This is a genomic window from Maritimibacter sp. 55A14, assembly GCF_003122205.1.
In the GTDB taxonomy this organism is placed as follows: Bacteria; Pseudomonadota; Alphaproteobacteria; order Rhodobacterales; family Rhodobacteraceae; genus QEYE01.
In genome coordinates, this window is the sequence record NZ_QEYE01000002.1 from 131,782 (window position 1) to 154,511 (window position 22,730).

The 22,730-nt window shown below is 68.7% G+C and carries 23 protein-coding genes; 8 read left to right on the forward strand and 15 right to left on the reverse strand.

What is annotated here, in order from left to right; genetic code table 11:
• Positions 1 to 31 precede the first annotated feature (31 nt).
• Both DDZ14_RS02275 and DDZ14_RS02280 read left to right on the forward strand, forming a co-directional pair.
• Entirely contained in the window at positions 32 to 580 is a 549-nt protein-coding gene (locus tag DDZ14_RS02275) for a carboxymuconolactone decarboxylase family protein (protein ID WP_109423323.1), read from the forward strand.
• A 163-nt stretch (positions 581 to 743) separates the two neighbouring features.
• Positions 744 to 1,415 (forward strand): glutathione S-transferase family protein, encoded by a 672-nt coding sequence (locus tag DDZ14_RS02280; protein WP_109423324.1) that lies wholly within the window; start codon positions 744 to 746, stop codon positions 1,413 to 1,415.
• Between the two features lie 56 nt (positions 1,416 to 1,471).
• Here the strand turns inward: DDZ14_RS02280 and DDZ14_RS02285 are convergent, their stop codons facing one another.
• The 5 genes from DDZ14_RS02285 to glpD form a co-directional block, all read right to left on the reverse strand.
• The gene (locus tag DDZ14_RS02285; protein WP_109423450.1) at positions 1,472 to 1,810 is read right to left on the reverse strand and encodes a succinate dehydrogenase; all 339 of its coding nucleotides are present in this window, start codon (positions 1,808 to 1,810) and stop codon (positions 1,472 to 1,474) included.
• A 268-nt stretch (positions 1,811 to 2,078) separates the two neighbouring features.
• Complete coding sequence (locus tag DDZ14_RS02290) at positions 2,079 to 3,077, reverse strand: methylenetetrahydrofolate reductase (RefSeq protein ID WP_109423325.1); 999 nt, start codon at positions 3,075 to 3,077, stop codon at positions 2,079 to 2,081.
• Positions 3,074 to 3,655 (reverse strand): methylenetetrahydrofolate reductase C-terminal domain-containing protein, encoded by a 582-nt coding sequence (locus DDZ14_RS02295; RefSeq protein WP_109423326.1) that lies wholly within the window; start codon positions 3,653 to 3,655, stop codon positions 3,074 to 3,076. Before DDZ14_RS02295 ends, DDZ14_RS02290 begins: the two co-directional genes overlap by 4 nt.
• Positions 3,656 to 3,921: 266 nt before the next feature.
• Positions 3,922 to 5,418, reverse strand: a complete 1,497-nt coding sequence (gene glpK, locus DDZ14_RS02300; protein ID WP_109423327.1) for a glycerol kinase GlpK — start codon at positions 5,416 to 5,418, stop codon at positions 3,922 to 3,924.
• A gap of 76 nt (positions 5,419 to 5,494) precedes the next feature.
• A complete protein-coding gene (glpD, locus tag DDZ14_RS02305) occupies positions 5,495 to 7,096 on the reverse strand; it encodes a glycerol-3-phosphate dehydrogenase (RefSeq protein WP_109423328.1) in 1,602 nt (533 codons plus the stop codon).
• A gap of 192 nt (positions 7,097 to 7,288) precedes the next feature.
• Between glpD and DDZ14_RS02310 the strand changes: the two genes are divergently transcribed.
• Positions 7,289 to 8,518: a cation:proton antiporter gene (locus DDZ14_RS02310; protein WP_158275440.1), complete on the forward strand. Its 1,230-nt coding sequence runs from the start codon at positions 7,289 to 7,291 to the stop codon at positions 8,516 to 8,518.
• Here the strand turns inward: DDZ14_RS02310 and DDZ14_RS02315 are convergent.
• The 3 genes from DDZ14_RS02315 to DDZ14_RS02325 are packed head-to-tail and all read right to left on the reverse strand — an operon-like array spanning position 8,484 to position 11,014.
• Positions 8,484 to 9,203, reverse strand: a complete 720-nt coding sequence (locus DDZ14_RS02315) for an NTP transferase domain-containing protein (protein WP_109423330.1) — start codon at positions 9,201 to 9,203, stop codon at positions 8,484 to 8,486. The genes DDZ14_RS02310 and DDZ14_RS02315 overlap by 35 nt on opposite strands.
• A complete protein-coding gene (locus tag DDZ14_RS02320; RefSeq protein WP_109423331.1) occupies positions 9,200 to 9,877 on the reverse strand; it encodes an HAD family phosphatase in 678 nt (225 codons plus the stop codon). The genes DDZ14_RS02315 and DDZ14_RS02320 overlap by 4 nt, the downstream gene beginning before the upstream one ends.
• Positions 9,878 to 9,883: 6 nt before the next feature.
• On the reverse strand, positions 9,884 to 11,014 hold the full coding sequence (locus tag DDZ14_RS02325; protein WP_233252442.1) for a CDP-alcohol phosphatidyltransferase family protein: 1,131 nt from the start codon (positions 11,012 to 11,014) through the stop codon (positions 9,884 to 9,886).
• An 83-nt stretch (positions 11,015 to 11,097) separates the two neighbouring features.
• Between DDZ14_RS02325 and DDZ14_RS02330 the strand changes: the two genes are divergently transcribed.
• Positions 11,098 to 11,553 carry an HIT family protein gene (locus tag DDZ14_RS02330; protein WP_109423333.1) on the forward strand — a complete coding sequence of 152 codons (456 nt, stop codon included), beginning with the start codon at positions 11,098 to 11,100 and terminating at the stop codon, positions 11,551 to 11,553.
• A gap of 16 nt (positions 11,554 to 11,569) precedes the next feature.
• Here the strand turns inward: DDZ14_RS02330 and DDZ14_RS02335 are convergent, their stop codons facing one another.
• The 3 genes from DDZ14_RS02335 to DDZ14_RS02345 are packed head-to-tail and all read right to left on the reverse strand — an operon-like array spanning position 11,570 to position 14,042.
• On the reverse strand, positions 11,570 to 12,361 hold the full coding sequence (locus DDZ14_RS02335) for a nucleotidyltransferase family protein (protein WP_158275441.1): 792 nt from the start codon (positions 12,359 to 12,361) through the stop codon (positions 11,570 to 11,572).
• Positions 12,358 to 13,557, reverse strand: a complete 1,200-nt coding sequence (locus DDZ14_RS02340) for a hypothetical protein (protein ID WP_233252443.1) — start codon at positions 13,555 to 13,557, stop codon at positions 12,358 to 12,360. Before DDZ14_RS02340 ends, DDZ14_RS02335 begins: the two co-directional genes overlap by 4 nt.
• Entirely contained in the window at positions 13,554 to 14,042 is a 489-nt protein-coding gene (locus DDZ14_RS02345; protein WP_109423335.1) for a DUF2141 domain-containing protein, read from the reverse strand. Before DDZ14_RS02345 ends, DDZ14_RS02340 begins: the two co-directional genes overlap by 4 nt.
• Positions 14,043 to 14,191: 149 nt before the next feature.
• On the opposite strand from DDZ14_RS02345, the gene DDZ14_RS02350 reads away from it, so the two are divergent.
• The 4 genes from DDZ14_RS02350 to DDZ14_RS02365 are packed head-to-tail and all read left to right on the forward strand — an operon-like array spanning position 14,192 to position 18,307.
• Positions 14,192 to 15,358, forward strand: a complete 1,167-nt coding sequence (locus DDZ14_RS02350; protein ID WP_158275442.1) for an LptF/LptG family permease — start codon at positions 14,192 to 14,194, stop codon at positions 15,356 to 15,358.
• Positions 15,355 to 16,407, forward strand: a complete 1,053-nt coding sequence (locus DDZ14_RS02355) for an LptF/LptG family permease (protein ID WP_109423337.1) — start codon at positions 15,355 to 15,357, stop codon at positions 16,405 to 16,407. Before DDZ14_RS02350 ends, DDZ14_RS02355 begins: the two co-directional genes overlap by 4 nt.
• Positions 16,404 to 17,372 (forward strand): diacylglycerol kinase family protein, encoded by a 969-nt coding sequence (locus tag DDZ14_RS02360; RefSeq protein WP_109423338.1) that lies wholly within the window; start codon positions 16,404 to 16,406, stop codon positions 17,370 to 17,372. Before DDZ14_RS02355 ends, DDZ14_RS02360 begins: the two co-directional genes overlap by 4 nt.
• Positions 17,369 to 18,307 carry a hypothetical protein gene (locus DDZ14_RS02365; RefSeq protein WP_109423339.1) on the forward strand — a complete coding sequence of 313 codons (939 nt, stop codon included), beginning with the start codon at positions 17,369 to 17,371 and terminating at the stop codon, positions 18,305 to 18,307. The genes DDZ14_RS02360 and DDZ14_RS02365 overlap by 4 nt, the downstream gene beginning before the upstream one ends.
• Before the next feature lie 22 nt (positions 18,308 to 18,329).
• Here the strand turns inward: DDZ14_RS02365 and DDZ14_RS02370 are convergent, their stop codons facing one another.
• From DDZ14_RS02370 to DDZ14_RS02385, 4 genes are read right to left on the reverse strand one after another with little or no spacing between them, the layout of a single operon-like run.
• Complete coding sequence (locus DDZ14_RS02370) at positions 18,330 to 19,535, reverse strand: aminotransferase class I/II-fold pyridoxal phosphate-dependent enzyme (protein WP_109423340.1); 1,206 nt, start codon at positions 19,533 to 19,535, stop codon at positions 18,330 to 18,332.
• Entirely contained in the window at positions 19,528 to 19,776 is a 249-nt protein-coding gene (locus DDZ14_RS02375; protein ID WP_109423341.1) for an acyl carrier protein, read from the reverse strand. The genes DDZ14_RS02370 and DDZ14_RS02375 overlap by 8 nt, the downstream gene beginning before the upstream one ends.
• On the reverse strand, positions 19,773 to 20,741 hold the full coding sequence (locus tag DDZ14_RS02380; RefSeq protein ID WP_109423342.1) for an NAD(P)-dependent oxidoreductase: 969 nt from the start codon (positions 20,739 to 20,741) through the stop codon (positions 19,773 to 19,775). Before DDZ14_RS02380 ends, DDZ14_RS02375 begins: the two co-directional genes overlap by 4 nt.
• A gap of 10 nt (positions 20,742 to 20,751) precedes the next feature.
• Complete coding sequence (locus tag DDZ14_RS02385; RefSeq protein ID WP_109423343.1) at positions 20,752 to 22,512, reverse strand: fatty acyl-AMP ligase; 1,761 nt, start codon at positions 22,510 to 22,512, stop codon at positions 20,752 to 20,754.
• Positions 22,513 to 22,730: the final 218 nt, after the last annotated feature.

A 22,730-nucleotide genomic window follows, 5' to 3' on the forward strand; every position in this document is an offset into this window, starting at 1 on the left:
CTTCAATCCACAAGTTAAAGGAGTTCCCCCTGTGGCACGCATCACCCAACTCTCCGAAACCGACGCCAACCCCAAGGCCGTGGCACTGTTCACTGTGATCAAGAGCAAACTCGGCATGGTCCCCAACCTGTACCGCGTGGCCGCGAACCAGCCCGCGGTCCTCTCAGGCATGCTCGGCCTCAACGAGGCGCTCTCCGGTGGCGGCTTCGACGCCCGCACCCGCGAGGCGATTGCTCTGGCCGTTGCCGGTACCAATGGCTGCGACTACTGCGCCTCGGCGCATTCCGCGATCTCGGCCGGTCTGAATGTCGCGCCCCTGACCGTTGAGGCCCATCTCTCCGGCCGTTCCGAAGATCCGCGGATGGCTGCGATTCTGAGGCTCTCAGTGGCCATCGAGCAGATGCGCGGCCTGGTGGGGGACGCCGACCTGGCTGCCGCGCGCGATGCCGGCCTTTCCGAGGCCGATATCGTCGAGACGGTCGGAAACGTCGTCGCGAACATCTTCACCAACTATCTCAACCATGTTGCAGCGACCGACATCGACTTCCCGATCGTGAATACCGGCACGGCCGCGGCCTGACCCCTGACCCGAGTGGCGGCCGGGCCGTTCCCGGCCGCCCCAATCCGACAACCACGCGGCACGCCGGGCGAGCGGACAAGCGTCAATTGCCGGACGGAAACCCTCGCAACGCAATCACCCAAATCAGCGGCATAAGTGCCCGACGCAAAAGGCGGAACGAAGGATGAATTCGAAATTCTCTGCAGATGCGGCGCCCATAACGCTCTACCGGCATGAAAAATCCGGACATTGCCACCGGGTTGAGCTGATGATGGCCCTTCTCGACCTTCCCTATGAGACGGTTGAACTCGATATGGCGAACGGCGCGCACAAGATGCCGGCGTTCCTGAAGCTGAGCCCGTTCGGTCTGGTGCCGGCCATCGAAGACAACGGCATCACACTATCCGACTCGAACGCAATCCTGGTCTATCTGGCGCGCAGGTATTCCGCCGGTATTGAGTGGCTGCCCGAAGACCCCCTCGCCGCGGCCGAAGTCCAGGCGTGGCTCAGCGTCGCCGCCGGAGAAATTGCCAACGGCCCCTGTGCCGCGCGCCTCGTCACGGTCTTCGGCGCATCGCTTGACCACGAGGACGCGGTCGAGAAATCACACAATCTCTTCCGGGTGATCGACCGGATACTCTCTGCCCGCGCCTTTCTTGCCGGGGATGCGATCACGATCGCCGACGTGGCGGGCTACAGCTACATCGCGCATGCACCGGAAGGTGGCGTCAGTCTTGACCCCTATCCCGCCATTCGCACCTGGCTGTCCCGGATCGAAGCCTTGCCGAACTTCCGCGGCATGGCGCGCTCGCCGCTGCCCGCGGGGATCGGAAATCGGGCCGGCAATCAGATATGAATCGCATGTCCTGGGTTCTCGTTGCCGTCAAGGCAGGACTGGCCGCCCGGTCCGGCTCAGGATGCGCGTTGGAGGGACGCCCTCCCGAACGAACTCAACGAGCTTTCGGCAATGCATTGCACCGCAGCGGGGCGTCTGGCGATCTCAAGAACTTTCTCGACGGTGGATGGCGTGACGCCGCTGACCGTTGCCCCCGCGATCGAGATGATTTCCCCGGCGGTAGCCGCATCTATGATGCAATCCGTCACCGGAGCCGCGTTCACGCCGGGAAATCTGTTTGCGACCACTGAGTTCACGACCGTCTTGGCCCGGTCGCGTGCAAGCCTGTCGGCAACAGTGTTGCCCGCAGTGCAGGCCCCGAGGATGAGCGCGGAGATCAATAACAAACCACGCATGATAACCCTCCCGTTCCCGGCCACCAGACACGGACCAACCACTGACCCAGGCTTCAATGCGTCTGGGTCATGCGTCCAGACATAACACGGAGGCTCCGCCGGACAAATGAGATGCGGCCTGAACGGACCATGGATGCGGCACTCAGATTGCTTTGGTAGCCGAAATGCCGGGTTCACTATGAAAGGCGATGAGTCGAACGATGAGAACCGAGTCCGGAAACCATGTCGGCCATTGCGCCACCCGGTTTCAAGACCCAGACGGGACCAATCAGCGGTGTCCGGGCATTTTCTTTCGTCTCCTGCCCGCGAGAATACCCGATTCCTCGATGATGCTGGAGACAAGATGCTCGCGCCGGTAAGCCATCAGATGCACGCCTGAAACGCCCTTGATCTGCCTGACCTGCTGGAGCAGTTCGATGCAGATCCGCTTGCCCTCCTCCGACGGTTTCTCGGCCTTTTCGAGCCGCTCGATGACCGGGTCGGGAATGTGGATGCCCGGCACGTTGCTGCGCATCCAGCGCGCGGCACGGGCCGAGGCGAGTGGGCCGACCCCGGCGATGAGGAATACTTTCTCGTCCAACCCCTCGTCACGGATCCGCTGCATGAATGTCTCGAAAAGCGGGATATCGAAGATATAGTTGGTCTGGATGAAATCCGCCCCGGCCGCGATCTTCTTGGCGAGCCGGTTCGGACGCCATTCGTAGGGCGGGATGCAGGGGTTTTCGGCAGCCCCGATGAAAAGTTTCGGCCGACTCGTGATCTTTCTGCCCGACAGAAAAGCGCCGTCGTCGCGCATTGTCCGTATTGTGCGGATCAAGGTCATCGAGTCAAAATCGAAGACCGGCTTCGCCCCCGGCTGGTCGCCCACGCCCACGCCGTCGCCGGTCAGGCAGAGCACGTTCTGCACCCCCAGCGCCGCCGCCCCGAGCACGTCGCCCTGGATGGCGATCCGGTTCCGGTCGCGGCAGGAAATCTGGTAGACCGGCGAATAGCCCGCACGCGTCAGCAGGGCGCAGATGCCGATCGACGACATGTGGCAATTGGCACCGGAGGCGTCGGTCGCGTTGATTGCATCGGCGACCTCGCCCAGCGGCTGCGCCGCCTCGTAGACATCCGCCGGGTCGGCGCTGTCGGGCGGGTTCAATTCCGCGGTGACGGCGAAGCGGCCCGAGCGCAGCACCCGTTCCAGCCGGCTGTGCGAGACATGGCCTTCGGGCGGCGGCGCGTCGGGAGGCATCTGTCCGACAATATTCAGCGGATCGCTCATCTGCCCTGCCCCCGAGGGGTTGCATTGGGCGGTTCGTCCGCAAGCGGCGCGGAGACCGGTTCATGCCGGCGTGCCTCGGGGAACGCCATGGCGAGCGCCCGCCGCGCTTCATCCTTCGCCTTCCGGCGTTCTCCCGCCTTTTCCCGGCTCACCCGAAGCCACGAGGAGGAGCCTTTCAGGGTGTGGTCGAGCGGCGGCAGGATATCGGTGATCCGCGTCGGGCCGTCCTTCATCCGGCTGGCTCCGTCCCAGGCAAGCACCCAGACGCATTTCATCTGAGGCTTCACCTCGCAGTACCCGCCCGGGCGCACGCCGCCGCAGGGCCCGTTGCGGAGCGTCTTGGGACAGTTCATCGGGCAGGACATGCCGGTGGAGGAGAGAACGCATTGCCCGCACATCCGGCAATCGAACAGAACGGTCTTCACGCCCTTCTCCACCAGCGCAATGGGCCGCTCGACGCGGTTGTAGCCGATCTTGGCGAACACCGGGTCGAGAAGGATCATGACCTGCTCGACGCGTTTGTAGACCCATTCGAAGAAGCGTGCTTGACGGACGGCAAACAGTCGGACGCGGTACAAGATTTGCTCCTTTCACCGGACACAACGCGTTCAGCGTAACGCGTGGCTGGAGAATTTGCGAGAGAGGTGACGCCCGGATCCGTTTTTTTCACTTCCGTAGGATGAAGCTGACGCTGCGATAGCCGTCGCACAGCACGCGGACCGACAGGACTGCGCCATTCGTGAAAGTCGCCAGTATGCCCCGCTGCCGGCTGCACTCGAGCCGCTGGTTTCCGCCGGGCTGGAATTGCACATCTCAGAACGCGCGGAACTGGCCCCGCGGCCGGCTAGACCGTCTGCGCCGCGGCGACGGCGCGGCCCCAGGCGGCGTATTTCACCTCGCGGCCCGCCGCCGGCATCTGCGGCGTGAACTGCCGGTCGAGCGCCCAAGCACCGGCAAACTCCTCCATGCCGGGGTAGAGCCCGACGGCCATGCCCGCCAGCCAGGCCGCGCCCAGCGCCGTCGTCTCGGTCAGGGCGGGCCGGTCGACCGGCGCGCCGATGATGTCGGCCAGGAACTGCATGGTCCAGTCCGACCGGCTCATCCCGCCGTCGACGCGCAGCGTGGCGATCGCGCCCTTCGTGCCGTCCGCGCCCCAGTCGGCCTGCATCGCCTCGACCAGGTCGCGGGTCTGGAAGCCCACGCTTTCCAGCGCGGCGCGCGCGAATTCCGCCGGGCCGGTGCTGCGCGTCAGCCCGAAAACCGCGCCGCGGCAGTCGGCGTTCCAGTAGGGCGCGCCCAGCCCGGTGAAGGCGGGCACCATGACGATGGGCTGATCGGGGTCCGAAGCCTCGGCCAGCGCCTGCGTCTCGCCGGCCTCGCGGATCAGCTTCAGCCCGTCGCGCAGCCATTGCACCACAGCCCCGGCAATGAAGATCGAGCCTTCCAGCGCGTAGGTGCTGCGCCCGTCCAGCCGGTAGGCCACCGTGGTCAGCAGCCGGTTGCGCGAGGCGACGGCCTCCGCCCCCGTATTGAGCAGTGCGAAACAGCCCGTGCCATAGGTCGATTTGACCATGCCGGGCGCAAAGCAGGCCTGCCCGATCGCCGCCGCCTGCTGATCGCCCGCCACGCCGCGGATCGGTAGCGCCGCGCCCAGCAGATCGGCCCGCGCGGCGCCGAAATCCGCAGCGCAGTCGCGCACCTCCGGCAGCATCGCCGCGGGGATGTCCAGCAGGTCACAGATCGTCCGGCTCCACCGCGCCTCATGGATGTCGTAAAGCAGCGTTCGCGCAGCGTTGGTGGCGTCCGTGGCGTGAACCGCGCCGCCGGTGAGCTTCCAGATCAGGTAGCAGTCCACCGTCCCGAAGAGCAGATCGCCGGCCTCGGCGCGGGCCCGCGCGCCTTCGACATTGTCGAGGATCCATTTGAGCTTGGTGCCCGAAAAATACGGGTCCAGTAGCAACCCCGTGCGGGCGGTTATCATCGCCTCGTGGCCCGCCTCGCGCAGTGCACGGCAGGTTTCGGCGGTGCGCCGGTCCTGCCAGACGATGGCGTTGTGGACCGGCTTCCCGGTCTTGCGGTCCCAGACCAGCGTCGTCTCGCGCTGGTTGGTGATGCCGATGGCCGCGATATCGGCAACGCGCAGCCCGGCGCGTTCGATGGCCGCCCGGCAGGTGCCCGCGGTGGAGGACCAGATATCGCTCGGGTCGTGCTCCACCCAGCCGGGACGCGGGAAATGCTGGGGAAATTCCTCCTGCGCGACGGCGACGGGCCGCATCCGCGCATCGAAGACGATGGCCCGGCTGGAGGTGGTGCCCTGGTCAATCGCGAGGATATGGGTCATCGGGGTTCCGTTCCGCACTGCCGTCGGGCCCCGAGCCTAGCACAGCGCGGCGAAGGTGCCAGCGGGGTCTTGCCGCTCAAACGCTCCGCCGCGCCGCCATCCACTCCTCCAGCCGGGCGGTCTGCGCCGCGTCGAACCTGAGGCCCAGCTTGCTGCGCCGCCAGAGCACGTCCTCGGCGGTGCGGGCGAATTCGTGCTCCATCAGCCAGGCGACCTCGCGCGCGGTCAACCCGGCGCCGAAATCAGGGCCCAGATCCTCGGGCCGTGCGGCCTCGCCCAGCATCCCGGCGGCGTCGGCGCCATAGGCACGCAGCAGCCGTTCCGCCCCGACCGCGTCCAGGAACGGGTAGCCGCGGCGCAGTGCGGCCAGTTGCTCCGCCACGCCCTCCACCGGAAAATCGCCGCCGGGCAGTGGCGCGCCCGCGGTCCAGTCCCCGCCCGTGCCGGGCAGCACCGCGCCGATCCGGCCCAGCGCCTGTTCGGCCAGCTTGCGGTAGGTGGTGATCTTGCCGCCGAAAACATTGAGCAGTGGCGCCCCGGCGCCGGTTTCCAGCGCCAGAACGTAGTCCCGCGTGGCCGCCGTGGCCGAGGCCGCACCGTCGTCATAGAGCGGACGGACGCCGGAGAAGCGCCAGACGATATCCTGCGCCGTGACCGGGTTGCGAAAATAACGGGCCACGAAGTCCAGCAGATAGGCCTCCTCCGCCGCGGTGCAGACCGGCGGTGCGTCCGGGTCGTCATGGGGCGCCTCGGTCGTGCCGATCAGCGTGAAGTCGCGCTCATAGGGGATGGTGAAGACGATCCGCCCGTCGGGACCTTGCAGAACATAGCTGCGGTCGTGCTCAAAAAGTCTGCGGGTGACGATATGGCTGCCCCGCACCAGCCTGAGCGCGGCGCGCGGCGGCGGGGCGCCGATCCCCTCCAGCACCTCCGCCACCCAGGGGCCGGCGGCGTTGACCAGCACCCGCGCCCGCACCTCGCGCGTCGCGCCCGTCTCCGCGTCGCTGATCGTCACCGTCCAGACGCCGCCTTCCGCCCGCGCCGCCGTGACCGCAGAGCGCGTGGCGATCACCGCGCCCCGCGCGGCCGCGTCACGGGCGTTGAGGGCCACCAGCCGCGCGTCATCCACCCAGCAGTCGGAATATTCAAAGGCGCGTGCAAATCGCTCCTGCAAGGGCGCACCGGCGGGGTCGCGCCGCAGGTCCAGCACCCGCGTGCCCGGCAGCCTTCGCCGCCCGCCCAGATGGTCGTAGGCGAAGAGGCCCGCGCGGATCATCCAGGCCGGGCGGCGCCCCCGCGTCCAGGGCATCAGCCGGGCGACCAGCCGCGAGGCGGGCGTTTCGGCCTCCAGGCGCAGCGCCGGGTCATGCGGCAGCACGAAGCGCATCGGCCAGCTTATATGCGGCATGGCGGCGAGCAGCGTCTCGCGTTCGCGCAGCGCCTCGCGCACCAGCCGCAGCTCGAAATATTCCAGGTAGCGCAACCCGCCGTGGAAGAGCTTGGTGGAGGCCGAGGAGGTGCCGCAGGCGAGATCGCCGCGTTCGGCCAGTTCCACCGAGAGCCTGCGACCGGCCGCGTCCCGCGCGATGCCGCAGCCATTGACGCCGCCGCCGATAACGAGGATGTCGCGCAGCGGGGGCGCCCCCTCCGCGCCGCGCGGGGCTCTGATCGGTGGCATGGGAACGGGTACTCCTGAAACCGCCGGCCGGGCATGGACCGCGGCCAGCGTCTCGCGCCGGACCGGGCTTGTCAAACCCCCGCGGGGGCTTGATCGGGATCAGGCCGCGCGCGATGCTGGGGCGCAGCCTGCGACCCGATGAAGGAGAGACGAGATGACCCGCGCGCCTGCGCCCGGCATGGACCTGCCCGGATGAGTGACCTCGTCCCCGGCCACGCGCCGGTGCTTCTGGTGATGGGGCTTGTCGCGCTGGTCGCGGTGCCGCTGCGCGCGCTTTTCCAGCGGCTCGGCCTGCCGCCGATGATCGGCTTCATCGCGCTGGGCGTAGCGCTGTCGCTGGCGGGCTCGGCCTGGGGCGTGCTGGACGCGGAACTGGCCCGCAGCATCCGGTTCCTGGCGGAAATCGGCATCGTAGTCCTGCTTTTCCGCATCGGGCTGGAGAGCAATCTCGACGCGCTTCTGGGCCAGTTAGGCCGGGCCGCGCTGATCTGGCTGCCAAATATGGGGCTTGCGGCGCTGGCGGCCTTCCTGCTGGTCTGGTTCTGGCCCGGCCTGGGGCTGCTGCCCGCGCTCTATGCGGCGGTGGCGGCCAGCGCGACGAGCATCGGCGTCTCGATTGCAGTCTGGGACGACGCGGGTGCGCTCGACAGCCCCTCAGGCGCGCTGCTGCTCGACGTGGCGGAACTCGACGACATCTCCGCCGTGGTGCTGCTGGGCGTGCTTTTCGCCGTCGCGCCCCTGCTGGGACAGGCGGGCAACGGCGATCTTTTCATGCGCGCGCTGGCCGCCGGGGGCTGGCAGCTTCTGCTGCTGATGGTCTTCTGCGCGGCCTGCTACCTCTTCTCGCGCTGGCTGGAGAAGCCGGTCTCGGACGCATTCGCGCGGCTGTCACCGGGGCTGGGGCCGATCGTCTTCGCTGCCGGGGCGGTCTTCGTGATCGCCGGCTGCGCAGGGTTCCTGGGCTTCTCGGTGGCCATTGGGGCGCTTTTCGCCGGACTCGCCTTCAGCCGCGATCCGGCTGAACACAGCATCGACGACGCCTTCGCGGTTCTGCTGGCGCTGTTCGGGCCGTTCTTCTTCGTGGCCATCGGCCTGTCGGTGGATGCCGGGCTGCTGGGCGGCGCGCTGGGCCTGGCGGCGGCGCTGTCCGCGGCGGCGGTTCTGGGCAAGCTCGCCGGGGCGGGGCTGCCGGCGGCGTGGCTGCTCGACCGGCGCGAGGGCTGGCTGATCGGCGCGTCGATGGTGCCGCGTGCCGAGATCTTCCTGCTGGTCATGCTGCACGGGCTGACGCTGGGGCCCTTCGCGGTGCCCCAGACGCTCTACAATGCCGCGGTGCTGACCAGCCTGGCCACCTGCCTTCTGGGTCCGTTGATCGTCGAGCGCGCGCTCAGGCGTCGCGGAAATGCGCGTTCAGCGCGTTGAAATCCTCGACCGTGTCCAGCTCGTTCCAGCGCCGCCCCTCGATGGAGAAGGCCGCGACCTTGCCAGTGGTGGAGGCGATGGCGTCGATGGCCTTGAGGAACCAGGACGACACGCCATCGCCGGTGCGCATCATCTGTTCGAGCTTCTCGCGGTAGAGCGCGGGCCCCTCGCCCATGAAGCGCAGCATGCCGATGGATTCGGCATCCGCATGGTAGAGCGTCTTGCCGATCGCCGTCAGCCGCGCGCCGTCCAGCGTCACCTTCATGTCGTCGTCGTCATAGGCGGCCTTGCGGTCTATCGTCACCTGGATCGGCTGCGCGGGGCTCGCCAGTACGTCTCGCAGAAGCGCCGCCTCGAAGAGCGTGTCGCCGTTGATCAGCAGGAAATCCCCGTTCATATGCGCGCGCGCCATCCAGCAGCTCGCCAGGTTGTCGGCGATCTGGAAGAACGGGTTGAAGAAGGGCGTGACCCGCATCGGACCGTTGCGTGCCGCGACCTCCTCCTCCACCAGCGCGGTCATGAAGCCGGTCACGACCACCGCCTCGGCCACGCCGGCGGCCTCCAACGTGTCGAGCTGGCGTCCCAGCACGGTGGTTCCGCCCACCGGAAGCAGGCATTTCGGCCGGGTCTCGGTAAGCGGCAACAGGCGCGAGCCGCGGCCCGCGCTCAGGATAATGGCTTTCATGCGGATCTGCTCCGGTCGGTTTGGGAAACGTCTTGCGGGCGGCCGTAATCGACGACCTCCAGCCCGTGTTCGGCCGCCGCGCGCGCCAGCGCGGGCGAAGGGTTGACGGCGATGCCGCGCTCGGCCTCCAGCAGCATCGCAAGGTCCGAGACGTGGTCGCTATAGGCGGCGACGGGTGGGGGAAACGGCCCCGCATCGGCAATCCGGCGCAGCTTCTCGGCACCGTAGCAATTGGCCCCGGCCAGGCGCGGCGCACCGCCCGACCAGTCGAGCCGGGTGGCGATCACCAGGTCGAAACCCAGCGCGCGGCCAAGCGGATCGGCGATCAGGTCTACCGCCGCCGTGGCCATTACCAGCCGGTCACCGGCGGCGCGGTGCGCCTCGATGGCCGCGCGCGCGCCGGGGCGCAGGTTTCCCGCCAACTCGCGCGCCACGAATTCCTCCGCTACGCGCTCCAGCGCCGTCCGGTCCATGCCGCGCAGGCAGCCCAGGCTCGCCGCCTTGATCGCATCCCGGTCGTTCACGCCCAGCCGGTAGCCGGCCGCGCGCAGGGCGACCATTGGCGCCCGCAGCCAGGCACCCGGCCGTCCGCCCGCCGCGAAGACCAGGAAGCGCGTCCAGGTGGGCGCGTCCGTGACCGTGCGGTCGAGATCGAAGATTGCGGTGCCGGGCATCGCGGCTCAGCCCTCCATCCAGGAAGTAACGGTGCCGCGTGCGGCGCGGGCCTGCCCCAGCCGCGCGGCGTGGAAGACCAGCCAGAAGAGTGTCCAGCCCGCGACGGCAACGAGCCCCCAGCCGGGTGCGCCCAGCAGGACGGCGACCGTGAAGATCACCATGTTGGGATTGCGCCGCGCCGTGATCTCGCGCGCGAAGGAATCGAGCGGCCGCCAGACATGAATGTGGAAGCCGAACCATTTGATGAAGAGTCCCTCCTCCACCCGGTTGAGCACATAGCCCGCCAGGATCACGGCCAGCGCCGCGTCGAGCCAGCCCTGCGCCGGGCCTCCCGGCTGCGCGCTGACGCCCTGCCAGATCGCCCAGTACCAGAAGGGCGGATGGATCAGGTCGATGCCGTGGTCGTAGATGTCGCCCCATCTGGAATAGCTCATCGTGGTACGCGCCAGCTTGCCGTCCACGGTGTCGAGAAAGGTCATCGCCCAGGCCGCGACGATGCCCGGCAGCCAGGCCCCGGTCCAGAAGAGCCAGAAGGCCACGCCAACGAGTACCAGGCTGGCCGTCGTCACCGTGTTGGGCGAGATGCCAAGAACGGCGCAGGCGCGGGTGGCGTGGAAGGCAGGCCAGGGCCAGGCGTATTTCGTGACCAGGTCGGTCACGCCCTTGTAGGAACCCCTGAAGAGCCGCGCCTCGACAGCCCGCGTGCCCGCGCGGCCCAGCGACAGCGCATAGGGGGCCTCGCGCTTGCGCAGCGCCGCGTCGTAGTCGCCGGCGAAATCGGTCACGCCGCCGACCCGGCAGCCCGCATCGCTCAGCCGCGCGGCATCCGGATCGTCCTGCCCGACCATTGCGGCGAGCGCATCGTCATCTGTCACGCCGTCCGGCAAGTGCAGCGCCACCAGCCGGCGCACGCCCGCCTCCTCGACCATCAGCGCCGCGCCGGGCTCGGCCAGCAGCGCGCGTTGCAGCGCGGGCGAAAGCACCCGGTCGGCCTCCAGCACCAGTCGGCCCCGGTCGCGGTCGAGCCCCGAAGCCCCGGCCTTGGTCCAGGCGCGGCGCTGCCATTCGGCCATTTCCATGCCCCAGAGCCGCTGCGGCGCCTCGCCGATCAGACGCAGGCTTACGTCTTTTGTCATACTGCCAATCCACCTATGCTTGCCACCGCCGCGCAGACAGAAGCTGTCTGCTGCGCCCATAGCACCCAGCGACGGAGACCGCCATGCCGCAAAATCCCGACGAATACGCCCGCAACGCGACGTTCGAGACCTTCGGCGGCGCCGAAACGCTGATCGCGGATTACCGGTTCTGGAGCGTCCAGGCCCGCCCCAAACAGGCGACGCTGGGCGCTATGATCCTGCTGGCCCACGGCCCGGCGCAGAGCTTCGCGGAACTCGCCCCAGGCACCCATGCAGAGCTTTCGCGGATCACGGCCGATATCGAGTCGGTCGCCTACGGGCGCTTCGGATGCGCGAAGATGAATTATCTGATGCTGATGATGGTCGATCCGCATGTGCATTTCCACGTCCTGCCGCGTTACGAGGCCCGCGTGGAACTGGACGGCATCGCCTTCGACGATCCAGGCTGGCCGGGCCCGCCCGACCTGGCCGCCGCGCCCGACGCTCCCGAGGCCGCCGCCCGCGTGACGGCTGCGCTGCGGGCCGCCTGGCCGGCTTGAGCGAGAAGTGGCGCGCTCATGCGGCGCGCTCCGCCACGATGCCGCGCACCAGTTCCAGATCGCCCGGCGTGTCCACGTCGATCGCCGCTTCGGCATAGGGCAGGATCACCGGGCGCACGTCGGCGCCGACGCGGCGTGACAGCAGCGCAAAGGTTACTTCCGGCGTGGGCCGGAAGAGAAGGATGCGCAGCGCGGTCAGCGGGCCGAAGCGCCACAGGATACGCCAGGGGCGCTTGCGGTCCTGTTCCGCCGCGCGCCAGAAGCGCAGCACGTCGAGCGCGCGAGGCCCAGCGAGGTAGAAGAGATTGCAGCCCGACAGGTCCGCCCCCCGGAACCGCAGATAGGTCCGCCGGGTGCGGGGATAGGCCGCCTCGATGGTGGCACGGCTGGCGAAGCCCACGCAGAGATCCGCGCCGCTGGCGTACGCGCCTTCCAGAAAGCTGTCGATCATCGCGGGCGTCAGCAGCGCGTGATCGCAGGTCGTCACCAGCGCGGGCAGGTCCGCGCCGTTCTCCAGCGCTGCCAGCAGGCTGGCCGCGGGCCCCTGCCCGCCTGCGCGGCGCGCCGTGCAGGGATGCCCGCCCGCCGCCTCCGCCAGCGCCGCGTCCTCCAGCCCGATGACGCCCGGCGCGAGCCCTGCGGCGCGGCTGCCCGCCAGCGCGCCCAGCACGCGCGCCAGCATCGGCTGCCCGCCGATCTCGATCACCGCCTTGCTGGCCACGCCCTCGGCCTGGCAGAGCGGATCGCCACCGGCCCGCGCCCCGGCCAGAACCAGAACACACAACCTGTGCTCCCCGGAACCGCTCACAGCGCCTTCCCGTAGATGCGGTAGGTCTTGTAGCGCGGTGCCTCGTAGAGATTGACGAGGTTGAGCAGATCGCGGTTCGTCTCGAGTATCCACGACGCCTCGATTTCGCGCATGCCGCGGGCATGGGCGGCGGCAAAGGCCGCCTCGCAGCTTCCCGTCATCGCCAGCATGCCGCGCCGGGTCTTGTGGTAGCGCCGCCGCAGCCCGGCGAGCGGCAACCGCCCGCGCCGGGTGCCGCGCACCTTGAGCCCCCAAATCAGTTGCGCCCAGCCGAAGGGCAGCAGGTGCCCGTCCAAGCCGTCGATCACTTCGTTGAGGTCAGGCAGGATCAGCGTAAACCCCGCCGCCTCGCCTTCGATCATCGCGATCCAGAGCGCATCGGCGCGCACCAGCGGCTTGAGTTCCTGCGCCAGATGCCCGATCTGATCTGCAGTGAAGGGAACGAAGCCCCAGTTCTGCGACCAGGCGTCGTTGAAGATGTCGAGCACCGTCTCGATCTCGCCGCGGTAATTCTTCATGTCGAGCGGCCGGATCTCCAGCGCCGGGTCACGCAGGAACCCGTCCTTCATGCGCTGCACCGCGGGCGGCACATGGTAGCTGTCGGCAAAGCGGCACATGTAGGCGTACATGTCCATCTGCTTGGCGAAGCCCAGCGCCTCCAGGGTCGGCGCATAGTCCGGGCGGCCATGCGGCATCATCATCACCGGCGGCGTGTCGAAGCCGTCGACCAGCAGGCCGCATTCCTCGTTGACCGAGAAGTTGAACGGCCCCGCGATCCGCTCCATCCCCCGCGCGCCGAGCCACGCGCCAGCCGCTTCGGTCAGCGCCGCCACCGCCTCGGAATCGGGACCCAGCGTGTCGAGAAAGCCGAAATGGCCGGTCGCGTCGCCATGCCGGTCCAGATGCGCGGGATTGACCAGCGCCGCGATCCGGCCCACCACCTCGCCGCCGCGCCAGGCCAGCATCAGTTCATGCTCCATCCGGGCCAGCGCCGGGTTGCGCTTCGGGTCGATCTGCGCCGCCCGCTCAAAACGCAAAGGCGGCCGCCAGGCGTCCATTCCGCCATAGGCACGGTAGGGCAGGTCGAGAAAAGCCCGGCGGTCGGCCCGGCCGGATACCGGGCGCACGCTGAGCGCCGCCGATCCCGCGGCGGACGGTGCGGCCGCGGGGCGCGCAGGTGCGGAGGCTGCGGTCATCGGCTCTGCAACTCCAGACGCACGACGCCGCCGTTCTCGCCCACGCGGAAGGCGGCGTCCTCGAATTTCGGGAAACCGAACTTCAGCGGTTCGTTGTTGGAAAGCGCGAAAGGCTCGGCCGGCATACCATTCCAGCGCTGGTCGAGATCGCGGTCCGCATCCACGTCGTGATAGGCCGCCAGCGCATAGACCCCCGCGCCGGGCAGATCGAAACAAACGGTCTGTTCACCCGATCCGGCAGGAACGCGGATGCGGTGAATTCGCGAGGCCTTGCGCAGGAAATCCTTCTTCGACGGGCGGTAGAGTTCCACCGCCAGGATGCCCTGTGGCGTCACGCCCGAGACGGTGACGTAAAGCTGCGGCGCGTGCGCGCCGCATTCCGCGCCGGCCTCGTAGGGACGGATATCGAGCTTGGCCTGCGCCGGGGCAGCACCGGCGGCGGCGATCAGAAACAGCAGTGCGGGCAAAGCGCCTGGAAAACGCATTTGGCTTCTCCATGCATGTACGAGCAGGTTACAGTCATCTATCCGTGATGTTAGGGTATCGGCGCTATCAGGAAAAGGCTGCGGCCGCTATCACAACCGAACGTGACACCCTACATGTTCGATCAACTTCGCGAGGGGCTGCGCCTGGAATGATCGTCGAGCTCGACCGGTATCTGCTGAGAAACAATCTCGGGCTTTTCGCCGCGCTTACGGGGCTGGCGCTGGCGATCCTGCTGCTGGAACGGCTGATCCGGATCACCGACCTGATCTCGACCTCCGACCACGCGGTCGTCTCGGCTGTGCGGATGATTGCCAACCTGGTGCCGCACTACCTGGAAATGGCGCTTCCCGGCGCGCTGCTGATCGCCACGATCATCACCATCGGGCGACTCAGCCGCTCGGGCGAGATCGTGGGAATGATGTCGAGCGGCGTGTCGCTCTACCGGATCGTGCGGCCCTATATGGCGATGGCCGTGCTGCTGGCGCTGGTCTCGATCCTGGTCACCGGCTACCTGCAACCCGTATCGCGCTACAATTACCGCGAAATCGTGCATGAACTGAAACAGGACGCCGTCGTGGCGGCCTTTCAGGAACGCAAGTTCGTGCAGTTCGACGACTGGGTGGTCTGGACCGACGCCGTGGACCGCGAAGGCCGCAAGATGGGCGAGACCTTCATCGTCGAGACCGGCCCCGACGGCAGCCGCCGTTTCCTCACCGGAAGTAGCGGCGCGCTGCTGGAGGACGAGGAAGGCGCCTGGGCGATCACCCTCGCTGACGGCATGGCCGGCCGTATCGCCGGGCGGGTCGAAAGCGGACAGGGCGACCGGCTGACAATCGACCGCGTCTCCTGGCGGCTGCCGCATTCGGCGCCGGGGTTCCGCAGCCGCGGAGCGGATCAGCGCGAACTGACCCTGACCGAGCTGATCGCGGGCGATTTCGCGGCCGGCGGGCGCGATATCGACCCGGTGGTGGCGATGTCGGACCTGCATGACCGGATCAGCCGCGCGGCACTTCTGGTGGTGCTGCCGCTGGTTGGCGTGATCCTGGGGCTGAACCTGGGCCGCAAGATGCGCTCGGGCGGGGTGGCGATCGGCATCCTGCTGCTGCTGGTCGTTCAGAAACTGCTGGAATACGGGCTGCTGATGGCCGAACGCGGCGCGGTGCCGCCCTGGGCAGGACTCTGGCCCGTGGTGCTGACCGTGGCCGTCGGATCGGTGTTCTTCTTTCACCGGCTGGCGGAGGGCCGGCCGCTGCTTTCGGTTCGCCGCCCGGTCCCGGCGCAACCGGTGGCCGGCGCGGGCGCGGCGCGATCATGATGCATCTCGACCGCTACCTGTCCGCCATTTTCCTGAAATGGCTGCTGATCACCGTCTTCGCGATGACCACGCTGCTGGGGGTCCTGGACGCGCTCGGCAATGCCGATCTGCTGCCCGCAGGCGCGGGTTTCGTGGGGCAGATGCGCTACATGGTGCTACGCCTGCCGATGCTCTTCGATCGCATCCTTCTCTTTGCCCTGCTGCTGTCGCTGCTGCTGAGTTATTCCACGCTGATCCGCCGCAACGAGCTTGTGCCGCTCGCCAATGCCGGGCTGTCGGTCTTCGCCCAGATCCGCGCCCTGCTGCCGGCGGTGATCCTGGCCAGCGCGGTGTCGGCGCTCTTCATCGACCAGGTGAGCCCAGTCGCCCACCGCGCGCTGGAACGCTGGCTGGGGGCGGGCGTGCTGCGCGACGACAGCCGCACGCCCGAGACGCTCTGGCTCTCGGACGCACGCCGGCTGGTGGAGGTCGAAGGGTTGGTCGGCGACACGATCACCGGCGTGACGCTCTACGAGCGCGGCGACAAGGGCCGGATCGCCGCGGTGACCCGCGCCGCCAGCGCCAGCCCGCTGCCCGATGGATGGGCGCTGGAGGATGTCTCGCAAATCCGCTTTGACGGCAGCCCCCCGAAGCCGCCCCTGACGTGGCAAAGCCCGCAGACGCCCGAGACCCTGCGCCTGCTGATGGCCGCGCCGCGCGACCTGGCGCTCGGCGATCTCTACCGGCTGTCGCGGATGACCGGCTCGGGCAGCCAGCCGGCCAGCGCCTACCTCGTCTGGCTCTTCAACCGCCTGTCGCTGCCCTTCGCCGCGACCGGCCTGCTGTTGCTGGCGGTGCCCCTCATGCAGCGTTTCGGACGCCGTGAAAACAGCGACCTGGCGCTGGCGGGCGGCGCTGCGATCGGATTCGTTTTCATGGTCGCCGACGGAGTACTGAAGACGATGGCCGAGAAGGGCACGATCTCGGCCGTCGCCGCGGTCGTCCTGCCGGTGCTCGCGCTCATCGCGCTGGGGCTGACGCTGGCCCTTCGCCGCCGGACCCTGCGATGACCGACGGACGGCTCGGCCTCGTGCTGAACCCGCGCGGGCACATGGTGGCGCGCAAGGGCTCGGTCCTGGAAACCGCCGCGCAGGCCCTGCCCGGCGTGCCGTTCCTGCGCATCGAGGATTTCAGCGAGCTTTCCACCGGGCTGGCGCAGATGGCCCGCGCCGGGGTGGATCGGCTGGCCGTGGAGGGCGGCGACGGCACCGTGCTGGCGGTCCTGTCGCATTGCATGGACCCGGCCACGGGGTTCGCTCGGATGCCCGCGCTTTCGATCCTGCCCGGCGGCAGCACCAACCTGGCCTGGGAGGCCTGCGGCATGATGCGGCGGGACCGCGCCGGCACCATCGAACGGCTGCGCGAGCTTGATACGGCCGCTGACCCCGGCCCCAACGTCCGGCAGCGCGCGCTCCATGTCGCCTGCGCCCACCTGCCGCGCGCCGAGGTGGGTTTCCTGCTCTCCACCGGAACGCTGGCGCGCGCCATGCGCTACACCCAGCGCAATTTCCACGGCGAAGGGCGGCGTGGCGCGGTCGACGTGGCCCGTGCGGTGGCGCATTTCGTGCTGACGCCGCACCGCTACCGCGACGGCGACGGGCTGCCGCTTCTGCGCGCCTCCGATCTCGATGCGGTACTGGACGGGCGCGCGCTGACCGGCAGCCACGCGCTGAGCCTGATGAGCACGCTGCCGCGGCTCAGCCTCGGGCTCCGGCCCTTCTGGGGCGCGGGCGACGCGCCCATCGCGCTGACCCATGCCGCCTGGCCGATCCGGGGCTTCCGCAGGGCGGTCCTGAAAATCCTGCTGCACCGAACCGGCCCGGCACTGTCGCGCCACGGCTTGACGAGCTACCGCGCCGGGCGCGTCACGCTGCACCATGACGGGCCGATCATGATCGACGGCGAATGGCTGTCGCTGCCCGCGGGGGCCGAGCTGACCGTCACCGCGACCGAGCCGCTGGAGTTCCTGCAATGAGCCGCCTGCCGCCGCCCCTGCCCGCGCTGCGCGCTCTGGTGGAGGCCGACCAGCGCCCCCTGACGGGTGCCGCGCTGGCGATGGCCGAGGCAATCCGGGCCCGCCATGGCGACGCGGTGCGCGCGCTGATCTTCTATGGCTCGGCCCTGCGCGAGGGCGAGGCGGCCGCCAAGATGCTGGATTTCTACGTGATTGTAGGCAGTTACCGCGCCGTTCATGGCACCGGTCTCCGGGCATTCGCGACCTGGATCCTGCCGCCCAGCGTGCATTTCCTGCAGATCGACGGGCCGGAGGGCCGGAAGTTGCGCAGCAAATACGCGATCATCTCGGAACGCGCCTTCCACCGGCGCGCGGGCGGCGGGGTACTGGAGTCGATGCTCTGGGCACGGTTCACCCAGCCGGCGACGGTGCAGTGCGACGATCCGGCGACGCGCGCGGCGTTGCTCGACACGCTGGCCCGCGCGCCCGCGCATTTCGCCCGGCAGACGCGGCCGCTTCTGGACGGGCGGATCGGACCGGGCGATCTCTGGGTGCGGGGACTGGCCGAAAGCTACCGGACCGAGTTGCGCCCCGAACGCCCCCTGCCCCGTGCCACCGAGATTGTGGAGCGCGCCCCGGACCGCTACGCGCGGCTTTCCGACATATTGCTGGAACGCGATGCGGCCGGCCATCTCTGCCTGCCCGATCCGGGAAGGGCCGCGCGGCTGGCCTGCAAGGCGCGCTGGCTGGCGCGGCGGGTGGCGGGCAAGCCGCTGGGCGCGCTCCGGGTGCTCAAGGCCGCGACAACCTTCGATGCCGGGCTCGACTATATCCTGGAGAAGATCGAGAGCCATTCGGGCGTGCGGATGGAACCCACCGAGGCCGAACGCCGCCACCCGGTGCTCAACGCTCCGCGCCTGGCCTGGCGGCTCTGGCGCGCGGGCGCGTTCCGCTGACCGGTGCGGGCGGCCGGTCCGGTCAGGCGGCCAGCGCCGACAATTGCCGGAAGGCGCCGATGATCTGGTCGATCTCCGCCTCGCTATGGGCGGCCGATACGCTGAGCCGCAGCAGCGAGCGCGCCTGCGGCGTTGCCGGCGGCACGGCGATGTTGACATAGATCCCCGCCCGCAGCAGCGCGTTCCACTCGCGCACCGCGGTCAACTCGTCGGGCCGCGGCACGGCGATGATCGGTCCCGTCGGCGAGGCGGGCTCGAACCCGGCATCGACAAGCCCCGCATGGAGTTGATGCGCCCGCGCCCAGAGGCTCTCCATCCGGCTCGTATCCTCCGCCATCACCGAAAGCGCGGCATGCGCGGCGGCGACGTTGGCGGGTGACCCGGACGCGGTGAAGAGATAGGGCCGGCTGACCAGACGCACGTATTCGAACGCCGCATGGCGCGAGACGCAGAACCCGCCGATCGAGGCGAAGCTTTTGGAAAAGGTGCCGGAGAGGAAATCCACCTTGTCCAGCACGCCCTGCGCATCGGCCACGCCGCGGCCGTTGGTGCCGTAGCAGCCGATGGAATGCGCCTCGTCCACGAAGATCATCGCGTCATGGGCATGGGCAACGTCGACGAACTCGGCCACCGGCGCCACGTCACCCAGCATCGAATAGAGCCCCTCGATCACCACCAGACGCGCGCCCTCGGCGGGCAGGCGTGACAGGCGTTTGGCCAGATCTTCGGGGCTGTTATGGCGGAAGCGGATGGTTTCGGCGTCGCTCAGCCGGCAGGCGTCGTAGATACAGGCATGGCTGTCGGCGTCGATCAGCAGATGGTCGCCGCGCCCGGCCAGAGCGCTGATCGAGGCGAGATTGGCCTGGTAGCCCGTGGTGCAGACCAGCGCCGAAGCGGCACCGAAGAAGTCACGCAGCGCGGACTCCAGGTCGACATGATCGCTATAGGTGCCATTGGCCAGACGGCTGCCGGTGGTCGCCGTGCCCTGCCGGTCGATCGCGTCCTTCGCCGCGGACATGCAGCGCGGATCATAGGTCAGCCCAAGGTAATTGTTGGTCCCGGCCAGCACGACCTCGGCATTTCCCACCCGCGCGCGGGTGGGCGAGAGCATCGCGTCGAAGGTCATACCGAAGGGCTGGCGGCCCAGGGTCGAGACGGCCTCGGCCCGCTTGGCGAGCGGGGCGAATTTTGCGAAGATGCCGTTCTTCTTGGAGTCGATGTCAAACATCTGTCAGCCGTCCGATCGTGTCCACCAATGATTGCACGCTATCAATATCAGACGCCTCCTCGATCGGGAAGCTGATATCATAGGCGTCCTCGATCTCCATCACGATGTCGAACATCTCCACCGAGTCGATGGCCAGATCGGCGGCGATCCGCGTCTCCGGCGTGATCGGCGTGTCGGTCTTGGCATGGGCGCTGAGGATCTTGCTGATCTGGTCGAAGATCGCAGAGGTATCGGATGTCATTTCGGGCTCCGGTGGCTGTCGGGCACATCGCGCCCGGTATCGGCATAGTCGGGATCGAGGCAGAACTTCAAGGTCAGTTCCAGCGGAACCGGGTCTTCGACCGGCGTATCGCCGATCCAGTCGCCGGCGCACATTTCGGCCAGCTTGCCGGTGGAGAAGACCTGCGGGCGCCCGGTCAGCCGGGCAATCATGTCGGTGGCGCGCGCCGCGGCCGCCATGACGGGCGGCGGCAAGACGAGATGGCGCACCCGGCGTCCGGTGGCGCATGTGGCGGCCTCGGCCATGTCCGACCAGCCCAGTGCACGGTGGCCGTATGGCGCGCTGACCGGCGGCGGGGCGGTCTCCGCCAGCGCGGCATCGCGGATCAGCGCGGCCAGGTCGCGCACGTCGATCAGCGAGAACCGCGCGTCCCGCGCCGCCCCGCCCGGCACTGGCAGCCAACCCCGCGCCATCGCCGCCAGGAGCGGCGCGGTGGCCGCGTCCCCCGGTCCGATCACCGCCGGTGCGCGCAGCACGATCAGTTCCATCCCGCCCGCCTCGCCGCGCGCGGCCGTCTCTCCCAGCGACTTGGAGGCCGCGTAGTCGGAAATGCCGGGCCGCGTGACCGCGAGCGATGACAGCAGCGCGACACGCCGCAGCCCGGCCTGCCGCGCCGCGCGCACGACCTGCATCGTGCCTTCCGCATTGATCCGGTGGAATTCCGCGCCGTCGCGCGCCTTGGTGGCCCCGGCGAGGTGGATCGCCACTTCCGCCCCGCGCATCAGCGCGGCCAGCGCTTCGGTGTCGTTCAGGCTCCCCGCCACCCAATCGAGGCCCGGAAACTCCGGCAGGGCGCGCCCCGCGCGCGGCCGAGCCAGCGCCGAAATCCCTCCCGCGCCAGCAGCCAGCGGGGCCAGGAGATGCCGTCCGATGAAGCCTGTCGCGCCCGTCAGCGCGATGCGCGGCCGCTCGATCAGACCGGGCATCGCCCGGCGATCAGCTTGTCTGGCCGGGGACGGCCAGCGCCGGCGCTCTGGAAGGGTCGGCCTGCACCACTTCGGCGAAACCGCCGGCCAGGAAACGCGCCCGTGCCGCCGCGCGGCTGAGCTTGCCGGAACTGGTCATCGGCAGGGATCGCACGCCGACCAGTTCCACCGAGACCGGCGCGCCGCAGGAGGCCCGCGTCGCCGCGGCAATCTCGCGCATCAGATCGGCACGGGTCCCGGCGTCGCGCGACCAGCATTCCGCCAGCAGCATGATCCGGCTCCCGCCATCGGCGTCCTGCACATCGAAGGCCGCCGCACGCGCCATGTTGCGTCCACCGGTCTGCTGGGCCACCCATTCGATATCCTGTGGCCAGATGTTGCGACCGTTCCACAGGATCAGGTCCTTGGAGCGGCCGGTAATCACCAGCTCTCCGTCCAGCCAGTAGCCCAGATCGCCGGTATCGAGCCAGCCATCGGCGTCCGTCACGGGTTGAAGCGGCTCGCCCGCGCGGAAATAGCCGGAGGCCACGGATGGCCCCTTGACCATGATCCGCCCGACCCTGCGCGGACCAAGCTCGTTGTTGTCGCGGTCCAGGATGCGCACATCGAGCGTCGTCACGGGACGACCGCAGGCGACGAAGCTGCGCACCTGCCCGGCACGTTCCATCTCGGCCTCGGGGATCGCCCGGCCCGAGGTCTGCATCCGGCCCGAATCCACGCGGTCGATCCGCAGCCCCTTGCCCAGCGGCGCGAAGGAGACGGCGAGCGTGGCCTCGGCCAGCCCGTAGCTCGACACGAAAGCGGCGGGGTCGAATCCGCTGCGTCCGAAGACCTCCACGAAGGCGCCCAGAACCTCGGCCCGCACCATGTCGCCGCCGATCCCCGCCCCGCGCCAGCAGGACAGGTCCAGTTCTTCGCCGCGGTAGCGCCGGGTGCAGAGCTCGTAGCCGAAGCTGGGGCTATAGGAAAGCGTGCCGCGATTGTCGCTGATCAGCTTCAGCCAGGTGCCCGGACGCCGTGCGAAGGAGGTCGGCGAGATGTAGTCGACCGAGAGCTGCGAATAGAGCGGGGCCATGAAGAAGCCGACCATGCCCATGTCGTGATAGAGCGGCAGCCAGGACACGGCACGGTCGCCAGGGACCACCTGAAGCCCGTCGCGGATGATCGCCAGACAGTTCGCTGACACGCTGGCCTGGGTGGCAACGATGCCCTTGGGCGCGCTGGTGCTGCCGGAGGAAAACTGGATGTATGCCGGCCCGTCGGCGCCGTGGGGCACGGTCGGGACGCTGTCCTGCGGCAGGTCCGCGCCGGAGAGAGCCAGCACCGGCACACCCGTCTGCGCCATCGCCTTCTCCAGCAGCCCGCGCAGCGCATCCGGGGCGAAAACCGCCGCGAGATCAGCGGTCTGCGCCATCCGCGAGAGCTGCCATTCATAGGCTTCGCGCCCGCCGAACGCCGCGGGAAGGGTCAGCGACGCAGGCACCAGCCCGGCATATTGGCAGGCCATGAAGGCGATCAGAAACTCGTCCGAAGTGTCGGCCACAAGGCCGATGCGCGACAGCCGCTCGAACCGCGCCGCCAGACGCCCGGCCAGCATCCGCGCGGCGTCGCGCAAATCGGCATAGCTGAGCGTCGAGACGAGGCTGGCGTCGGCGGCATAGAAATTGACGCCACTGCGTCCGGTCGCGGCGTAATCCAGTGCATCGGTCAGGGAAGAGAAATTTCCGCGGCGCAAAGCAACGCCACTCTCCGTCGCGGTAATGCCCGCCATGCTCGACCTCTGTCCTTGCCCGGTTTTCTAAATGCGGTATGCACCGACATGCCACGAACGGCTTGGACGGACACATCACATTATTGTCACGGTCGGTCAAGCCGCGGGGGCTTGCCAAGGCGCTGCTTGAGAAAAATAGGCCGGTTTGGCGTGCAGAATGCCCCTACTGTGTCAAAACCGAAACAAAAACGTGAATTTAAGGATATTTTCCAAATGCG

Bases quoted from the DNA above. Each gene is read 5' to 3' on its own strand.
- DDZ14_RS02280 (WP_109423324.1), top strand. From the start codon at position 744: ATGAATTCGAAATTCTCTGCAGATGCGGCGCCCATAACGCTCTACCGG.
- DDZ14_RS02285 (WP_109423450.1), bottom strand. From the start codon at position 1,810: ATGCGTGGTTTGTTATTGATCTCCGCGCTCATCCTCGGGGCCTGCACT.
- DDZ14_RS02290 (WP_109423325.1), bottom strand. From the start codon at position 3,077: ATGAGCGATCCGCTGAATATTGTCGGACAGATGCCTCCCGACGCGCCG.
- glpK (WP_109423327.1), bottom strand. From the start codon at position 5,418: ATGACCCATATCCTCGCGATTGACCAGGGCACCACCTCCAGCCGGGCC.
- glpD (WP_109423328.1), bottom strand. From the start codon at position 7,096: ATGCCACCGATCAGAGCCCCGCGCGGCGCGGAGGGGGCGCCCCCGCTG.
- DDZ14_RS02310 (WP_158275440.1), top strand. From the start codon at position 7,289: ATGAGTGACCTCGTCCCCGGCCACGCGCCGGTGCTTCTGGTGATGGGG.
- DDZ14_RS02315 (WP_109423330.1), bottom strand. From the start codon at position 9,203: ATGAAAGCCATTATCCTGAGCGCGGGCCGCGGCTCGCGCCTGTTGCCG.
- DDZ14_RS02320 (WP_109423331.1), bottom strand. From the start codon at position 9,877: ATGCCCGGCACCGCAATCTTCGATCTCGACCGCACGGTCACGGACGCG.
- DDZ14_RS02325 (WP_233252442.1), bottom strand. From the start codon at position 11,014: ATGACAAAAGACGTAAGCCTGCGTCTGATCGGCGAGGCGCCGCAGCGG.
- DDZ14_RS02330 (WP_109423333.1), top strand. From the start codon at position 11,098: ATGCCGCAAAATCCCGACGAATACGCCCGCAACGCGACGTTCGAGACC.
- DDZ14_RS02340 (WP_233252443.1), bottom strand. From the start codon at position 13,557: ATGACCGCAGCCTCCGCACCTGCGCGCCCCGCGGCCGCACCGTCCGCC.
- DDZ14_RS02345 (WP_109423335.1), bottom strand. From the start codon at position 14,042: ATGCGTTTTCCAGGCGCTTTGCCCGCACTGCTGTTTCTGATCGCCGCC.
- DDZ14_RS02350 (WP_158275442.1), top strand. From the start codon at position 14,192: ATGATCGTCGAGCTCGACCGGTATCTGCTGAGAAACAATCTCGGGCTT.
- DDZ14_RS02355 (WP_109423337.1), top strand. From the start codon at position 15,355: ATGATGCATCTCGACCGCTACCTGTCCGCCATTTTCCTGAAATGGCTG.
- DDZ14_RS02360 (WP_109423338.1), top strand. From the start codon at position 16,404: ATGACCGACGGACGGCTCGGCCTCGTGCTGAACCCGCGCGGGCACATG.
- DDZ14_RS02365 (WP_109423339.1), top strand. From the start codon at position 17,369: ATGAGCCGCCTGCCGCCGCCCCTGCCCGCGCTGCGCGCTCTGGTGGAG.
- DDZ14_RS02370 (WP_109423340.1), bottom strand. From the start codon at position 19,535: ATGTTTGACATCGACTCCAAGAAGAACGGCATCTTCGCAAAATTCGCC.
- DDZ14_RS02375 (WP_109423341.1), bottom strand. From the start codon at position 19,776: ATGACATCCGATACCTCTGCGATCTTCGACCAGATCAGCAAGATCCTC.
- DDZ14_RS02380 (WP_109423342.1), bottom strand. From the start codon at position 20,741: ATGCCCGGTCTGATCGAGCGGCCGCGCATCGCGCTGACGGGCGCGACA.
- DDZ14_RS02385 (WP_109423343.1), bottom strand. From the start codon at position 22,512: ATGGCGGGCATTACCGCGACGGAGAGTGGCGTTGCTTTGCGCCGCGGA.